The sequence below is a fragment of the Methylobacterium sp. J-070 genome (assembly GCF_022829385.1).
In the GTDB taxonomy this organism is placed as follows: domain Bacteria; phylum Pseudomonadota; class Alphaproteobacteria; order Rhizobiales; family Beijerinckiaceae; genus Methylobacterium.
On record NZ_JAKSXX010000101.1, the window covers coordinates 56,852 to 73,533 of the forward strand.

Genomic DNA, 16,682 nt, shown 5'->3' on the forward strand with positions numbered 1-16,682 from the left:
GCCTCTTAACCGCCGGTTTACGCTATGTCATGTCCGACGCCGTGAAGGCGAAGGTTCGGCGGCGTCCGGATCCTCAGTCGGGGGCCAGCGCCGCCGAGAACACCCGCAGGTTGGACCGCATCATGGCGAGATAGCTCGACGCGGGTCCGTCCGGTCCCGAAAGGGCGTCGGAATAGACCCTGCCGCCGATGCGCGCCCCGCTCTCGCGGGCGATCTGCTCCATCTGGCGCGAGTCGCTGATGGTCTCCAGGAACACCGCGGGAATACGGTCGCGGCGGATCTGCCGGATGATCGCCGCCACGTCCCGAGGGCTCGCCTCGCTGTCCGTGGAGAGGCCCTGCGGCGCGACGAAGCGCAGGCCGTAGGCCGCCGCGAAATAGCCGAAGGCGTCGTGGGTCGTGATGATCCGCCGCCGCTCCGGGGGGATGGCGGCGATCGCCGCGCGCACGTCCCGGTCCAGGGCGTCGAGCTTCGCGAGGTAGTCGGCGGCCGCGGCCCGGTACGCTTCGGCATGGGGCGGGTCGACCGCCGCGAGGCCGTCCCGGATGTTGGCCACGTAGATCCGCGCGTCGGCGACGTCCTGCCAGGCATGGGGATCGACGGCGTGATCCCGGTGATCCGGGCCGCCGTGATCTTCCTCGCCGTGATCCTGGCTGCCCCGGGCATGCGCGTCGGGTGCGGCGATCGGCTGGACGCCGGCCGAAGCGGTCACCACCCGGGCGCGGGTGCCGGACGCGCGGATCAGCCGGTCGAGCCAGCCCTCCAACCCGAGGCCGTTGACGACCACGATGTCGGCCTCTGCCAGCCTGCGCGCGTCGGCCGGGGACGGGCTGAAGCCGTGGACATCGGAATCCGGGCCGACCAGGGCCGTCACCGCCACCAGCGGGCCTCCGACCTGCCGGACCAGATCCGCCAGGATCGAGAAGCTGGCCGTGACCCGGACCGGCGCACGTTCGGGCTCGGCCCGGACCGGGTCCGCGAAGCCGAGCCACAGGGACAGGATCGGGAGGGCCGCCGCCCCGACCATTCTCAATGCGCGCCGCACCGTTCCGCCTTCCCGCTCGCTCTGACGGACCCGCCCCTAATGTAACAGTGTTACATACACAAGCGGGATACACGCCCGGCGCCGAATGCGCGGCGTGGGGCGCAGTTGCGGGCCGTGGGCCGCCGCGGCGCCCCGCGCGTGAGACGGAGATGTCCATGTCCCGACGTTTGAGAGCCGCGATCCTTGTCACCGGTGCCCTCGGCCTGGGGCTGGCCGGCGCGGCCATCGCCCGCGACCACGGCCCCGAGGGCTTCCGCGGGCACGGCCGCTGGAGCGCGCTCAGCCCCGAGGATCGGGCGGCCTTCGCGGATGCCCGCATCGCCGCCCTGCATGCGGGCCTGAAGCTCAATCCCGACCAGGAGAAGCTCTGGCCGCCGGTGGAATCGGCGATCCGCGACATGGCCAAGATGCGCCAGCAGCGGCGCGAGGCGATGCGCGACCGGCCCAAGTTCGGCGACGACGCCCCGGCGGCCCTGCGGGCGATGGCGGATGCCGCGACCGCCCGCGGCGAGGCCCTGCGCAAGCTCGCCGACGCGTCGCAGCCGCTCTATGCCAGCCTCGACCCGGACCAGAAGCGGCGCGCCATGATCCTCGCGCGGCCCATGCGGCCGATGGGTGGCGGGATGGGCGGCATGGGCGGCGGCTGGCGCCACGGCCACGACGACGACCGCGGGCCTGGCGGCGACGACCGCTGAGCAAAAGCCTTGATCCGCGGCGGCGGCGGCGGCAAACCGCTGCCGCCGCGCATGTTGCCCGAGGGCGGCTCTGATCCGACCCGGTAGGTCTCATGGCGCGCCTTCCCGGCGACACGGTTCCCCTCCTCATCCGGCTCTGGCGCACCTGGCTGTACCCGCACCGGGCCACCCTCACGGTGGTGCTGGTGCTGATCGCGCTGGTCGGCGCGTCCACGGGGCTCTACCCGGCGCTGATCAAGGCCGCCTTCGACGCCTTCGACCGCAAGGACGCGGCGGCGATCGCCTACGGGCCGCTGGTGGTGATCGTGGTGACGGCCACACGCGGCTTCGCGCTCTACGGCCAGACGGTGCTGACCAATCGGGTGGTCACCCGGGTCGAAGCCGACATGCAGGCGGCGCTCTACGGGCACCTGATCGACTCCGATCTCGCCCAGCTCGGTCGCGAGAGCCCGGCCGCCCTGACCCAGCGCTTCACCACCGACTTTTCCTTCATCAAGGAGGCGCTGACCCGCATCTCGACGGTGCTCCTGCGCGACATCGCCATGCTGATCGGCCTCGTGGCGGCGCTGGTCTGGATGGACCCGGTGCTGACACTCGTGGCCGCGGTCGCGGTCCCGTTCGTGGCGGGGCCGATCGGCCGGATCGGCCGGAAGCTCCGGCGGGTCTCGACCTCCACGCAGGAGCAGATGGGCGCCACCGCCAGTCTGATCTCCGAGAGCCTGCAGGGCGCCCGGGTGGCCAAGACCTACGCGATGGAGGCCTACCTCAAGGGCCGCGCCGCCCAGGCCCTCGACGAGGTGCGCCGCCTCAAGATGAAGGCCGCCAATGCCCGCGGGCGCCTCGATCCGCTCCTGGAGATCGGCGGCGGAATCGCGGTCGCGGGGGTGCTGGTGCTGGTCGGGCAGCGGGTGCTGGCGGGGGAGAAGACCGTCGGCGACTTCACCGGCTACGTGGCGGCGCTGCTGCTCGCCGCCCAGCCGGCCCGGGCGCTGGGCAACCTCAACGCCATCCTGCAGGAAGCGTCGGCCGCGCTCCGGCGCTATTTCGACGTGATGGACGAGGCTCCGGGCATCCGGGAAGCGCCCGGCGCCCGGCCCCTGGCGGTGACCGCCGGGGCGATCCGCTTCACGGACGTCCGCTTCCGCTACCGGCCGGACGCCCCGGCGCTGGAGGGCATCGACCTCGCGGTCCCGGCCGGGTCGGTGACGGCCCTGGTCGGGCGGTCGGGGTCCGGAAAATCCTCGCTGCTGAACCTGGTGCCGCGTCTCTACGACGTGATCGACGGCCACGTGACCATCGACGGCCAGGATGTCCGCGCAGTGACCCTGGGCTCCCTGCGCGCGGCCGTGGCGGTGGTCTCGCAGGAGGTCGTGCTGTTCGACGACACCGTCGCGGCCAACATCGCCTTCGGCCGGCCCGGGGCGTCCCGCGCCGAGATCGCCGCCGCGGGGCGGGCGGCGGCGGCCCACGACTTCGTCACCGCCCTGCCGGAGGGCTACGACTTCCGGGTCGGCCCGGCGGGCGGCCGGCTCTCGGGCGGCGAGCGGCAGCGGGTGGCGCTGGCCCGCGCCTTCCTGAAGGACGCGCCGATCCTGCTCCTCGACGAGGCCACCTCGGCCCTCGATTCCGAATCGGAACGCCTCGTCCAGGAGGCGCTGACCCGGCTGATGCGCGGCCGCACGACCCTGGTGATCGCCCACCGCCTCTCGACGGTGCGCGACGCCGACCAGATCGCCGTGATGGAATCCGGACGCATCATCGAGACCGGGCGGCACGACGATCTGATCGCCGCGGGGGGCGCCTACGCGCGCCTGCACCGGCTGCAGCTGTCGGAGCCCACGACCGTCGCGTGACGCACAGGCGCGGCAGCGCCGTCATGCGACGGATCCGTAGATTCGCGCGCCGGAGCGCGCCATAAGAGCCTCAGCCGATGAGGACCACACCGTGAGCGACCTGACGTTCGAGATCCACAGTCATCCCGCCCCGCGGACCGCCGAGGAGCGGGCCGCGCTGATGGACAATCCCGGCTTCGGCAAGGTGTTCACCGACCACATGGTGGTGGCGCGCTACGCGGCCGGCCGCGGCTGGTACGATGCGCGGATCCAGGCCCGCGAAGCGCTCCCCCTCGATCCGGCGGCGGCGGTGCTGCACTATGCGCAGGAGATCTTCGAGGGTCTGAAGGCCTACCGCACCGCCGATGGCGGCGCCGCCCTGTTCCGGCCGGATGCCAACGCGCGCCGCTTCCGCCGCTCCGCCGAGCGCATGGCGATGGCGCCCTTCCCAGAGGACGCGTTCGTGGCGGCGATGCGCAAGCTCGTCGAGATCGACCGCGCCTGGATCCCCACCACGCAGGACGGCAGTCTCTATCTGCGGCCGTTCATGATCGCCAGCGAGGCGTTCCTCGGGGTCAAGCCCGCCTCGGAATACCTCTTCGTGACGATCGCCTCTGCGGTGGGCTCGTATTTCAAGGACCCGTCCGGCTCCGTGACGGTGTGGATCTCGGAGCATTTCACCCGTGCGGCACCGGGCGGCACGGGGGCCGCCAAGTGCGGCGGCAACTACGCGGCGAGCCTCGCGGCGCAGGCGGAGGCGTCGGCCCAGGGTTGCGAGCAGGTGGTGTTCCTCGACGCGGCCGAGCGCCGCTACATCGAGGAGCTCGGCGGCATGAACGTGTTCTTCGTGTTCGCGGACGGGACGCTGGTGACGCCGCCGCTCTCGGACAGCATCCTGCCCGGCATCACCCGCGACTCGGTGATCACGCTGGCCCGGGAAGCGGGCCTGACCGTCAAGGAGCAGCCCTACACGATCGACGCCTGGCGGGCCGACGTCCGGGGGGGCCGCCTGACCGAGGCCTTTGCCTGCGGCACCGCCGCGGTGATCACGCCGATCGGCACCGTGAAGGGCCGGGAGGAGAGCTTCACCATCGGGACCGGCAAGGCGGGCCCGGTGGCGCAGCGGCTGCGGAGCCTTCTGGTCGACATCCAGCGGGGCAACACGAACGATGCCCATGGCTGGTTCCAGAAGGTGTTCTAGGGTTTTCCGGCGCTCCGCATCGGCGGAGGCGGGTGGGCCCCGCCGCGCCCGCAATCCCGATACATCGCGCGCCCCGCCTCCCCCTTGGCGGGGGAGGATGACGCGCGGGTGACGCACACGACAGCCCGTACCCGAGAACCGCCGATCGGCCCGTGGAATCCGGGCGTCCGGTCCGACCTGCCGGCGGCCTTCCTGCCGCTGGTCACCGTCTATCGCCCGGAGCACGTCGAGACGCCGCTGCGCGACGCGCTGGAATTGAGCGACCTGTGCGGCCTGCCGGCCCGACAGCTCACGCGCTTCCGGGCCGGCCGCCTCGTCGTCCACGAGGTGCTGATCCGGGTCATGTCCGACCTGTCCGTGCCGGTGGGCGCGGTCTACGCCGATCTCGGCGTGAACTTCCGGGCCATCGTCGCGACGATCCTGCGCGAGGGCGTCGAGCCCCGCCTCGGCGAGGTCGAGGCCGCCCTCGCGTCGATCCGCGCCGAGGCCGACGCGGTGCTCGCCCGCGAGGTCGCCGCCATCCTGGACGACCGGCCGGCGATCCCCCCGCCGGAACCGGGCTGGCTCGACCGGCTCCTCGGGCGCCGTCCCCGGATCGTCGAGCCTCCCCGCGAGGATCGGGCGACCCGGGCCCTGCGCCAGCTCGAAACCTGGCAGCGGCGCGCGGCCGAATCAGGCGACGGGCTCGAGATCGCCGCCTGCGAGGCCCTGCGCTGCGTGGTGTCGGGCCTCATCGCCCGGCAGAACACCCTGGTCCGTGACGCAAACCTGCTGCGGACTCTCGCCGGGACGCTGGTGTCGAACGGCTACGGCAGCCGCCGAATCGGCGAGCAGATCGAGCCGTGGATCGCCGCGGTGGTGGAGGCCCACGGCTACCGCCGGCTCGCGCCGCAGGACCATCCGGTGGTGATGAACGTCAAGGGCGCCTCGGCGTCCGGCAAGAGCACGATCCGCCCCTATCAGCTCGACCTCGCCAGGCGCCTCGGCATGGCGTGGTCCGATTTCGCCGTGATCACCCCGGACGTCTGGCGCAAGTATCTCCTCGACTACGGCAGCCTGGGCGAGGCCGCCCGCTACGCCGGGACGCTCACCGGCTACGAGGTCGAGATCGTCGACATGAAGCTCGACCGCTACGTCACGCGGAAGGCGGCCGAGCGGCGGATCTCCAACCTGCTGATCGACCGCTTCCGGTTCGACAGCTTCCAGGCCGAGGCCGGATCCGACGGCGGCGGGCAGTTGCTCACCCGTTTCGGCGACCGGGTCTACATGCAGTTCATGGTGACGCCCCCGGCCGACACGGTCGAGCGCGCCTGGAAGCGGGGTGAATTGTTCGGCCGCTTCAAGGCCGTCGAGGATCTGCTCGCCCACAACGTCGAGGCCTATACCGGCATGCCGCGCCTGTTCTTCAACTGGGCGCTCGCCCGGGACAAGCAGGTGGTCTGCGAATTCCTCGACAACAGCGTGCCGCTCGGCGAGCGACCGCGCACCATCGCGTTCTGGGCCGGCGGGATCCTCAACATCCTCGACGTGAAGGGGCTGATCGACATCGACCGCTTCCGCAAGGTCGACATCTTCGCGCGTCGGCCCGAACCGGTTTTCAATGGCGCCGACCTCTCGGCAGCGGCGAACACCGCCTTCCTCCGCGAGTGCCTCCGGCGGATGGCGGCCATCCGGTTCGTGCGAGCCGAGACGGGCCGGGCGTTTCTGCGGCTCGACCGCGGCCGGATCAGCGGACTGGACCGCGACGCCCTGGCGGCGGTCGGCGACGGGCCGGACTGGGCCGCCGCGCGCGCGCTGATCGGCATCCCGGCCGATACCGCGGCGATCCCCGTTCTCGACGAGACCCTGGTTCCGGCCGAAGAGCCGACCCTGGGGGCCTGGGGCCCTGACTGGACCGGGATTGCGGATTGACGCGGACGGGTCTGATCGCCCATCCGGTCCTTCGCGCAGGCGGCCCCGGATCACAGGGACCGGCGACGTCGAGGCGACGGCCGGCGGTACAAGGGTCTGACGGGTCGCCGTATGCGGAACGCGGATTCCGCCGGTCGGCCCGGGATGGCGGTCTGGCCGCCGGGGCCTAGCGCGGGCCGAGCTTCCTGCGGGACCCGGTTTCTCGGGCGGCCCAGGCGGAATAATATCGCCGCCCTGACACATCCAGCCCGCCGTTTCACGCTGGTATATTGCATACCTGGAAAGGATGTGCATGATCGGCGGGGTTACGTGAGACGCCGCCACCGCAAGGCCGCGCCGCCCAGGAGAGAGGCTCAGGGATGGAACGCCAGGATTCGCCCTCGGCGAAATGGTGGCAGCTCGCCTTCGGCGTGATCTGCATGGCCATGATCGCCAACCTGCAATACGGCTGGACGCTGTTCGTCGACCCGATCGACCAGCGATTCCATTGGGGCCGGGCGGCGATCCAGCTCGCCTTCACGCTCTTCGTCGCCACGGAGACCTGGCTGGTCCCGGTCGAGGCGTGGTTCGTGGACCGCTACGGCCCGAAGATCGTCGTGGCCTTCGGCGGCGTGATGATCGCGCTGGCCTGGACGATCGACGCCTACGCCGACAGCCTGTTCCTGCTCTATCTCGGAGCCGTCATCGCCGGCATCGGCGCCGGCTCGGTCTACGGGACCTGCGTCGGCAACGCGCTGAAATGGTTTCCGCACCGGCGCGGCCTCGCTGCCGGCGCCACGGCGGCGGGCTTCGGCGCGGGCGCAGCCCTCACGGTGGTGCCGATCGCCCGGACGATCGCCACGAGCGGCTACCAGGATGCGTTCCTGTATTTCGGCCTCGGCCAGGGTGCGGTGGTCTTCGCCCTCTCGTTCCTGCTGCGCAAGCCGTCGACGATCATGCAGGTCCAGCGCAAGAGCCTGCGCCTGCCGCAGACCAAGGTCGACCGCAGCCCCCGCGAGGCGGTGCGCACCCCGGTCTTCTGGGTGATGTACGCGATGTTCGTGATGGTCGCCTCCGGCGGCCTGATGGCGGCGGCGCAGATCGCCCCGATCGCCCACGACTTCCAGGTGGCCGGCGTCCCGGTGAACCTGTTCGGCCTCCAGATGGCGGCGCTGACGCTGGCGATCTCGCTGGACCGGATCTTCGACGGGTTCGGCCGACCGTTCTTCGGCTTCGTGTCCGACCATATCGGCCGCGAGAACACGATGTTCATCGCCTTCTCGACCGCGGCGCTCGCGGTGATCGTGCTCCTGACCTACGGGCACAATCCGATGGTGTTCGTCTTCGCTACGGCGGTGTATTTCGGCGTCTTCGGCGAGATCTATTCGTTGTTCCCCGCGACCTGCGGCGACACGTTCGGCTCGAAATACGCCGCCAGCAACGCCGGGCTGCTCTACACCGCCAAGGGCACCGCGGCGTTCCTGGTCCCCTTCGCCAGCCTGCTCTCCGCGGCCTACGGCTGGTCGGCCGTGTTCACGCTGATCATCGTCCTCAACGTCACGGCGGCGACGTTGGCCATGTTCCTGCTTCGCCCGATGCGGGCCCGCTACCTCGCCGAGACGGAGCCCCATGCGGCCCTCGCGGCCCGGCCGATCCGGGCGGCGTGACCGGCCGATCCCACGACCACGCGAAGGATACGCAACCCTGACGGACCTCCCATCCTCCCCCTCATCCTGAAGCGTCGAAGCGAAGCGGAGGCCTCGAAGGAGGGCTCCGGGGACCGCCGAGACGTCCGGAAAACACCTCCGAGGCTGCTGCACAGCCCCTGAGGATGAGGCGGGGGATGGGATTTCCTCCAGCACACCGGCTCCGAGAGCCCGAGCATCAATCTTCCGGGAGAGACCGCCCTATGACCGCCCTGGCCAAGATCGTCCACACCAATCCCGAGATCGAGGCGGAGCCCGACTTGACCGACGGCTTCCACCTCGTCATCGACGCGCTCAAGCTCAACGGCATCGAGACGATCTACGGCGTCCCGGGCATCCCGATCACCGATCTCGGCCGCATGGCCCAGGCCGAGGGGATGCGCGTGATCTCCTTCCGCCACGAGCAGCACGCCGGCAACGCCGCGGCGATCGCGGGCTTCCTCACCAAGAAGCCGGGCATCTGCCTCACCGTCTCGGCCCCGGGCTTCCTGAACGGGCTGACGGCGCTCGCAAACGCCACCACAAACTGCTTCCCGATGATCCTGATCTCGGGCTCCTCCGAGCGCGAGATCGTCGACCTGCAGCAGGGCGACTACGAGGAGATGGACCAGCTCGCCATCGCCAAGCCCCTGTGCAAGGCGGCCTTCCGGGTGCTGCACGCGGCCGATATCGGCATCGGGGTCGCCCGCGCCATCCGCGCGGCCTGCTCCGGCCGGCCGGGCGGGGTCTATCTCGACCTGCCCGCCAAGCTGTTTTCCCAGGTGATGGACGCCGAGGCCGGCCGCAACTCGCTGGTCAAAGTGATCGATCCGGCCCCGGCCCAGCGCCCAGCCCCCGAGGCGATCGCCCGGGCCCTCGAGGTCCTGAAGTCCGCCCGCCGGCCTCTGATCGTGCTCGGCAAGGGGGCCGCCTACGCGCAGGCCGACGACGCGATCCGCGCCCTCGTGGAGACCAGCGGCATCCCCTACGTGCCGATGAGCATGGCCAAGGGCCTCCTGCCCGACACCCACCCGCTCTCGGCCGGCGCGGCGCGCTCGACGGCGCTGAAGGACTCGGACGTGGTGCTGCTGATCGGCGCCCGGCTCAACTGGCTGCTGTCGCACGGCAAGGGCAAGAGCTGGGGCGAGCCGGGCTCGACCAAGTTCATCCAGATCGACATCGAGCCCCGGGAGATGGACTCGAATGTCGAGATCGTCGCCCCCGTGGTCGGCGATATCGGCTCCTGCGTGCAGGCGCTGCTGGACGGCATGGGCCAGGGCTGGCAGCAGGCCCCGTCCGACTGGATCGAGACGCTGAAGGCCAAGCGCGACGCCAACATCGCCAAGATGGCGCCCAAGCTCATGAGCAACGCCTCGCCCATGACCTTCCACGCGGCGCTCGGCGCGCTGCGCACCATCGTGAAGGAGCGGCCGGACGCGATCTTGGTCAACGAGGGCGCCAACACCCTCGACCTCGCCCGGGGCATCATCGACATGTACCAGCCGCGCAAGCGGCTCGATGTGGGCACCTGGGGGATCATGGGCATCGGCATGGGCTTCGCCGTCGCGGCGGCCGTCGAGACCGGCAAGCCGGTCCTGTGCGTGGAGGGCGACAGCGCCTTCGGCTTCTCGGGCATGGAGGTCGAGACGATCTGCCGGTACGGGCTGCCGGTCTGCATCGTGGTGTTCAACAACAACGGCATCTACCGCGGCACCGACACCGACCCGACCGGCCGCGATCCGGCGACGACCGTGTTCGTGCCGGATTCCCGCTACGACCGGATGATGGAGGCCTTCGGCGGCACCGGCTATCACGTGACCAACCCGGACGAACTGACCCGGGCGGTCAACGAGGCGATGAATTCGGGCCGTCCGGCGCTGATCAACGCCGTGATCGATCCGGCCGCCGGCAGCGAGAGCGGCAACATCGGCAGCCTCAACCCGCAGAGCGGCATCAAGAAGAAGAAGTGAGGGCGGCGGCCTTACCGGGCGCATGCCCGGACCGTCGTCATGCCGGCCGGATCGCTCAGCGGTCCGGCCGCTCCTGATGCGGACGGGACGCGCCCCTCCCCCGCAAGGGCTGCGATGTTCACACATCGTTGGCCGCTGGGCCCTCTCCTCCTTGCGGGGAGGCGAAAAGCGCATGCCGCGACCAACACGGCGACGCGATCGGCCATGATCGATCTCGACCTCGCCGGCCGCCTGCGCTTCCGCCACCGCCTGCCGACCAAGCAGGCCCTCCCCCCGGGCCGGCACGACCTCGGCCTCTTCGCCGAGCGCGATGCGGTGCTGGTGGTCCCCGACGGCCTCGATCCACGCCGGCCCTGCCCCCTCGTGGTGCTGTTCCACGGCGGCGGCGGCAGCGCCGAGCGCATCCTGCCGATGCTGGAGGGCCACGCCCGAACCGAGCGCTTCCTGCTCCTCGTCCCGCAATCCCTGTTCCCGACCTGGGACATCGTCATCGCCGGCCACGGACCGGACCGGGAGCGGATCGCGGCGGCGCTCGATGCGGTGGCCGACCGCTTCCTGCTCGATCCCCGCCATATCGGCTTCGCCGGCCACTCGGACGGCGGGAGCTACACCCTCTCCCTGGGGCTCGCGAACGGCGACGTGGCGAGCCACCTGATCGTCTCGTCGGCAGGCTTCCTGTCGGTGCATCTTCAGGTCGGCGCGCCGCGCATCTTCCTGTCGCACGGGACCCGGGACACGCAGATCCCGATCGGGCGCAGCGCCCGCATCCACGTGCCGAAGCTGCGCGAGGCCGGCTACCCGGTAACCTATGTCGAGTATGACGGGCCGCACGCCTACCAGCCCCCCACGGTGGCGCAGGCCGTGGCGTTCTTCCTGGCCGACCGCCCCCTGGCAACCTGACCCTCAGGCCAGCGCGGGCTCGGCGGCGGCTTGGGCGCGTCCGGCCCCCTCGGGGCCGTCGGCATCGGCCAGCAGGGCCGGGACGAGATCCGTCTGAGAGACGATCCCTACGAGCCGTCCATCGGCATCGACCACCGGAAGGTGGTGCAGGCCCGCCTCCGACATCCGCGACACGAGCGCCGCGACCGGCGTGTCGGGGCCGACCGGCTGCACGGCGCTCATGATGTCGGCGGCGCAGCCGTGGGGGGCCCGCCCCCGCTCGACCGTCAGGAGCAGCCGGCGGCCGAGGCCCAGTCGCGGACCGGCCCGGTCCCAGGCGGCCTTGTCGAGGAGGTCGGTCTGGGTGACGATCCCCAGCACCCGGGCGCCCTCGTCGGTGACCGGCAGCGCCTTGATCCGATGCCGCCGCAGCAGCCCCAGCGCCTCGGCGAGCGGCGCGTCGGGGGCCACCGCGATCACGTCGCGCGACATGATCGCCGCGCAGGTGATCGACCCGGAGCGGCGGCCGAAGACGCGCATCTGCACCCGCCGCAGGATCTGCTCCAGGTCGCCGCGGTCGACGTCGAGGAACTGGTCGAATTCCTCCAGCGCCGCGTCGAGGTCGGCGGCTTGGAACCCGACCCGGGCGTCGGAGGGCGGGTCGGAGGTCCGCGGGCTGGCCGGGCGCAGGTGCGGATAGGCGCGCCCCGTCAGGTTGTTGAACAGCAGGGCGGTCGCGAGCAGGATCAGCGAATTGGCGGCGACCGGCCAGAGGACGAAGCCGTAACCCAGTGCCCGGATCGCCGGGCCGCCGAGGACCGCCGTCAGCGCCACGGCCCCGCTTGGCGGGTGCAGGCAGCGCAGGGCCATCATCAAGGCGATCGCCACGCCGATGGCGCAGGAGGCGGCCACGAACGGATCGGACATCCACGCCGCCGCCGTGACACCCACCAGCGCGGCGACCAGATTACCGCCGAGGATCGACCAGGGCTGCGCCAGAGGGCTCGCCGGGACGGCGAAGAGCAGGACCGCGGAGGCACCCATCGGGGCGATCAGGACCGGCAGAGCCTCGGTGCCGACCGCGGCCCGGCAGACCAGACCCGTCGCCAGGATGCCCACCAGGGCCCCGGCCGCCGCGCGCAGGCGCTCGCGCTTGCTGACCGGGGTCAGCTCCGGGAGGAAACGCCTGAGGACTGCGCGCATCGGATCCGGGGCTCGCATATGAGAAGGACGGCGCCGCGGGGGCGCCGTCCTGTCTCGGTAGAGCGGAGAACGTTCGGTCTCTATCAGACCGCCCGGGCCTCGTGCATGGCCCGGATCTGCTCCTGCGTGTAGCCGAGTCCTTCCAGCACCTCGTCGGTGTGCTCGCCGAGCAGCGGCGAGGCCTTCACCTCGACCGTCATGTCGGAGAACTTGATCGGGCTTCCGACGGTCAGGTACTTGCCGAGCTTCGGATGCGCCACCTCGACGACGGTGCCGCTCTCGCGCAGGGACTTGTCCTCGGCGATCTCCTTCATCGACAGAACCGGCGCGCAGGGGATGTCGTAGGTGCGCAGGATGTCCACCGCCTCGAACTTGGTCTTGTCGGCGAGCCACTCCTCGATCGTCTTGAAGATGTCGAAGATCTTGTCCTGCCGAGCGCGCGGCGTGTTGTAGGCGGGGTCGGAGATCCACTCCTCCTTACCGAGCACCTTGCAGATCGGCGCCCAGGCATGGCCCTGGATCGTGAAATAGATGTAGGCGTTCGGGTCGGTCTCCCAGCCCTTGCACTTGAGCACCCAGCCCGGCTGGCCGCCGCCGCCCGCGTTGCCGCCGCGCGGCACCACGTCGGAGAACTCCCCGTGCGGGTACTGGGGATACTCCTCCAGGTAGCCGAGCGCGTCGAGGCGCTGCTGGTCGCGCAGCTTCACCCGGCAGAGGTTGATCACCGAGTCCTGCATCGAGACGGCGACCTTCTGGCCCTTGCCGGTCTTGTTCTTCTGGTGGAGCGCCGTGAGGATGCCGATGGCGAGGTGCATGCCGGTGTTGGAATCGCCGAGCGCGGCGGCGCTGACGGTGGGCGGACCGTCCCAGAAGCCGGTGGTCGATGCGGCGCCGCCGGCGCACTGGGCGACGTTCTCGTAGACCTTGAGGTCCTCGTAGTGGTGGCCGTCCGAGAAGCCCTTCACCGAGGCGAGGATCATGCCCGGGTTCAGCTCCTGGATGCGCGCCCAGGAGAAGCCCATCCGGTCGAGCGCGCCCGGACCGAAATTCTCGACCATGACGTCGGAATCCTGGATCAGCTTCTCCAGGACTTCCTTGCCGGCCTGGGTCTTGGTGTCCAGGGTGAGCGAGCGCTTGTTGGAATTCAGCATCGTGAAGTAGAGCGCGTCCGCGTCCTCGACATGGCGCAGCTGGCTGCGGGTGACATCGCCGGCGCCGGGACGCTCGACCTTGATCACGTCGGCGCCGAACCACGCGAGCAGTTGCGTGCAGGCGGGACCGGCCTGGACGTGGGTGAAGTCGATGATCTTGATGCCTTCCAGCGGCTTGCTCATTGGGCGTTCTCCCTGTGCGGTGTGATGATCGGGACCGTCGGATCGTCCGTCGGGCTCAAGGCTCCCGGCGGGCCGGATCCGCGATGGCTTCGAGGTCGGCCACGCGCTGGCGCAGGCGCTTCTCCTCCGCCCAGCGCTCGGTCTCGTCGCGGATCACCGCGACGATCCCGGTGACTCGGTCGGAAGCGTCCCGCACCATCCCCACCGTGAAGGCGATGGAGAGCTGGCGGCCGTCCTTGTGGAGCGCCGGCACCCTCAGGGTCTCCGCCCCGTAGTGGGTGACGCCGGTGCGCATGGTCTTCGCGTAGCCGTCCCAGTGGCGGCGGCGATGGCGCTCGGGCGTGATCAGATCGAGACTTCGGCCCAACGCCTCGGCGGCGGTGAATCCGAAGATCCGCTCCGCCGCGGCGTTCCAGACCGTGATGGCGCCCTCCGGATCGGACACCACCACGGCATCGCCGATGGCCTCGGCGAGGCCCGCGGCGTGGTCCGATGCGCGTGTGGATGCCAAAGGATCAGACTGCGGCACGGATGTCCCCGCCCCTGGCAGCGCAGCTGGATACGGTTTCCATGCGCCCCTCTGCTCGAATGCGGAGCTAAAGTTCCAACTCCTGCCAGCGGTCGCTCATCTACGGCGTCGCTCGCTGGTATTTGGTATGCCATATCTGGAATGCCGTCAACGCTGGGGCTGACAAAAGGCATTTTCCTTCCTGCTGGGTGATGCCCGCCGTCGCCGGCTCCGACGGTTCGGGACTGGCGCCGATGCAGGCGGCCACGCGCCCGCGTGGGTGTCGGCGCCGTGGCGATTGCTGGACTTTCGTGAGCGGAAAGACCGCGCACAGCGCGACGACATGCTTTTGCCGTGTCGTCATGCGAGAGCCGCCCGACACGGGCGCGGCGATGCCGTGGTGCACCCGCGCGGATCGACCATCGAGGCCGGCGAGGCCGGGAATCAAGCCATGAACATGGAGATCCGGGACGCCAAGGGGCAGCCGGTCACGACGACGGACCGCCAGCAGGCGATCTCCGAGTCACTGCGGCAGATCGCGCGCATGTCGCGCTTCGCCGACCGGCGGAAGGGCATCCGGTCCTACCAGACCCACGTCAAGAACGATCCCTGGATCCCGATCCTCTTCGTCATCTGCTTCGTGCTGCCCACGCTCGCCGGGGCGATCTATTACGGGCTGATCGCGTCGGACCGCTACGTCAGCGAGGCGCGGTTCGCGATTCGGCCGGCCCTCGGGTCGTCCGAGAAGGGATCGTCCGAAACGGGCGGGAACAACTCGAGCGGCCAGAGCCAGATGGCCGCGCAGGACACGCTGATCACCCGCGAATACATCCTCAGCCGGCCGATGCTGGAGACGATCGAGGCGCAGCTGCCCATCCGTCAGTGGTTCAGCAGCGACAGCATCGACTATTTCTCGCGCTTCGACCCGGAGAAGCCGATCGAGAAGTTTCTCCGCTACTGGAAGCGGCGCGTCGATGTGGAGATCGAAGGGGGCTCGGGCATCCTGTCGGTGACCGTTGCGGCTTTCGACCCCGATCAGTCGTTCGCCCTCGCCAAGGCCGTGATGAAAGAGGCCGAGCGGATGGTGAACGACCTCAGCGTCAAGTCCCGCCAGGACGCCGTCGCGGAAAGCACGCGCGAGCTGAAGCGCGCCGAGGAGCGGATGACCGAGATCCGCCTCGCGACCCGCGATCTGCGCAATCGCGAGGGGATACTCGACGCGCAGAAGTCAAATGACACCAATCTGAAGCTCATCGCGGAAATGCGCGCTGCCCGCATCAACCTGGCGGTCCAACTCGCGATCGGCCAGCGCGACCTCGGACCGGACTCCCGCCGGATCATGGACTTCAAGCAGCAGATCAAGGATCTCGACGACAACATCGCCCGGATCGAGCGGCAATCCGCCAGCCAGGACCCGGAGCAGAAGCGCGTGCTCTCCGACGCCCTCACGCGGTTCGAGGCGCTCGAGACCGACCGCAAGAATGCCGAGAAGTATTATCAGCAGGTGCTGACCGCCTACGAGCGGTCGCGCATCGTGGCCGCCCGTCAGATCGAGTTCTTCAGTCCGATTGTCGAGCCGGTGCGGGCGAGTTCCGCCATCGAGCCGCGGCGGATGCTGATGATCGGCCTGATCACCGCGGGATCCGCAGCGCTCTTCGGCGCCGCCATGTTCGCCCGGAAGATGATGGCCTGACGCGGCCTTCCGGGGGGCCTCCGGGTCCCGGCCTTCCCGGCGAGGGTCAGCCGGCGCGCGGGCCGACGGTGCCGCCGGTCCAGCCCTGCGCCCGCCAGCCTTCGGCGCGTTCGTCGAGATCGATCGAGCCGGCCTGGTCGAGGATGGTCAGGGCGCGATCGGCACGGGACTCGTCGGCCCGGACGGTCACCAGGGTGCCGCCCCGGCGCACGCCCTCGGCGTAGGTCTCGGCTTCGCCCTCGCTGAGGCCCGCCCCCGTCAAACCGCCGATCAGACCCCCGGCCGCGGCACCGACACCGGCGCCCGTCAGAGCGGCCACCAACCAGCCCGCGGCGACGACCGGTCCGAGGCCCGGGATCGCGAGAAGTCCGAGGCCGGCGAGCAGGCCGGCGCCCCCGCCCAGGACCGTGCCGACCGTCGCACCGGTGCCGGCGGCGTCCGCCGGGGCGGGCGCGGCTTTGCCGGACGGCGACGCCACGGCCGACCCGGTCTCGCTCCGGTTCGACACGATGCTGATGTCCGTGTGGGGAATGCCGGCGGCCTCGAGCCGGTCCACCGCGCCGGCGGCGGCTTCGTAGTCGTCGAACAGGGCGGTCAGGGCGCGTGCGGACATGGAAACCTCCGGCATCCTCGGATCTGCGCCCGAGCGGATCGCGACGGCAGGTCCAGCCCGAGGGAATGGGACCGGCCCGATCGTTCCAGAGTCGAGCGGTTGCCGACCTTCAAGCGGCAATGCCAGCGCGGGTT

Annotated in this window: 13 protein-coding genes; 8 read left to right on the forward strand and 5 right to left on the reverse strand. The window is 70.5% G+C overall.

Annotated features, from left to right (window positions below; translation table 11 throughout):
• Positions 1-73 precede the first annotated feature (73 nt).
• Positions 74-1,027, reverse strand: coding sequence for a metal ABC transporter solute-binding protein, Zn/Mn family (locus MKL01_RS07525; protein ID WP_243904687.1), 954 nt, complete (start codon positions 1,025-1,027; stop codon positions 74-76).
• Positions 1,028-1,200: 173 nt separating this feature from the next.
• Here MKL01_RS07525 and MKL01_RS07530 point away from each other — a divergent pair, with 173 nt between their 5' ends.
• The 7 genes from MKL01_RS07530 to MKL01_RS07560 all read left to right on the forward strand — a co-directional run bounded on the left by MKL01_RS07530 (position 1,201) and on the right by MKL01_RS07560 (position 11,218).
• The gene (locus MKL01_RS07530) at positions 1,201-1,740 is read left to right on the forward strand and encodes a Spy/CpxP family protein refolding chaperone (protein WP_243904590.1); all 540 of its coding nucleotides are present in this window, start codon (positions 1,201-1,203) and stop codon (positions 1,738-1,740) included.
• A 92-nt stretch (positions 1,741-1,832) separates the two neighbouring features.
• Positions 1,833-3,593: an ABC transporter ATP-binding protein gene (locus tag MKL01_RS07535; RefSeq protein WP_243904591.1), complete on the forward strand. Its 1,761-nt coding sequence runs from the start codon at positions 1,833-1,835 to the stop codon at positions 3,591-3,593.
• Between the two features lie 91 nt (positions 3,594-3,684).
• Positions 3,685-4,773 carry a branched-chain amino acid aminotransferase gene (locus MKL01_RS07540; RefSeq protein WP_243904592.1) on the forward strand — a complete coding sequence of 363 codons (1,089 nt, stop codon included), beginning with the start codon at positions 3,685-3,687 and terminating at the stop codon, positions 4,771-4,773.
• A gap of 108 nt (positions 4,774-4,881) precedes the next feature.
• Entirely contained in the window at positions 4,882-6,684 is a 1,803-nt protein-coding gene (locus MKL01_RS07545; RefSeq protein ID WP_243904593.1) for a zeta toxin family protein, read from the forward strand.
• A 359-nt stretch (positions 6,685-7,043) separates the two neighbouring features.
• Complete coding sequence (oxlT, locus tag MKL01_RS07550) at positions 7,044-8,330, forward strand: oxalate/formate MFS antiporter (protein ID WP_243904594.1); 1,287 nt, start codon at positions 7,044-7,046, stop codon at positions 8,328-8,330.
• Positions 8,331-8,572: 242 nt separating this feature from the next.
• Positions 8,573-10,318, forward strand: coding sequence for an oxalyl-CoA decarboxylase (gene oxc, locus MKL01_RS07555; RefSeq protein WP_243904595.1), 1,746 nt, complete (start codon positions 8,573-8,575; stop codon positions 10,316-10,318).
• 204 nt (positions 10,319-10,522) lie between these two features.
• Entirely contained in the window at positions 10,523-11,218 is a 696-nt protein-coding gene (locus tag MKL01_RS07560; protein ID WP_243904596.1) for an alpha/beta hydrolase, read from the forward strand.
• A gap of 3 nt (positions 11,219-11,221) precedes the next feature.
• On the opposite strand, the gene MKL01_RS07565 is transcribed toward MKL01_RS07560, so the two are convergent.
• The 3 genes from MKL01_RS07565 to MKL01_RS07575 all read right to left on the reverse strand — a co-directional run bounded on the left by MKL01_RS07565 (position 11,222) and on the right by MKL01_RS07575 (position 14,245).
• Positions 11,222-12,400, reverse strand: coding sequence for an HPP family protein (locus MKL01_RS07565; protein WP_243904597.1), 1,179 nt, complete (start codon positions 12,398-12,400; stop codon positions 11,222-11,224).
• An 83-nt stretch (positions 12,401-12,483) separates the two neighbouring features.
• On the reverse strand, positions 12,484-13,734 hold the full coding sequence (frc, locus tag MKL01_RS07570) for a formyl-CoA transferase (protein ID WP_243904598.1): 1,251 nt from the start codon (positions 13,732-13,734) through the stop codon (positions 12,484-12,486).
• Between the two features lie 55 nt (positions 13,735-13,789).
• Positions 13,790-14,245, reverse strand: coding sequence for a PAS domain-containing protein (locus tag MKL01_RS07575; protein ID WP_243904599.1), 456 nt, complete (start codon positions 14,243-14,245; stop codon positions 13,790-13,792).
• A 448-nt stretch (positions 14,246-14,693) separates the two neighbouring features.
• Between MKL01_RS07575 and MKL01_RS07580 the strand changes: the two genes are divergently transcribed.
• The gene (locus tag MKL01_RS07580; RefSeq protein ID WP_243904600.1) at positions 14,694-15,935 is read left to right on the forward strand and encodes a capsule biosynthesis protein; all 1,242 of its coding nucleotides are present in this window, start codon (positions 14,694-14,696) and stop codon (positions 15,933-15,935) included.
• Between the two features lie 46 nt (positions 15,936-15,981).
• Here the strand turns inward: MKL01_RS07580 and MKL01_RS07585 are convergent, their stop codons facing one another.
• Positions 15,982-16,548, reverse strand: a complete 567-nt coding sequence (locus MKL01_RS07585) for a general stress protein (protein WP_243904601.1) — start codon at positions 16,546-16,548, stop codon at positions 15,982-15,984.
• Positions 16,549-16,682: the final 134 nt, after the last annotated feature.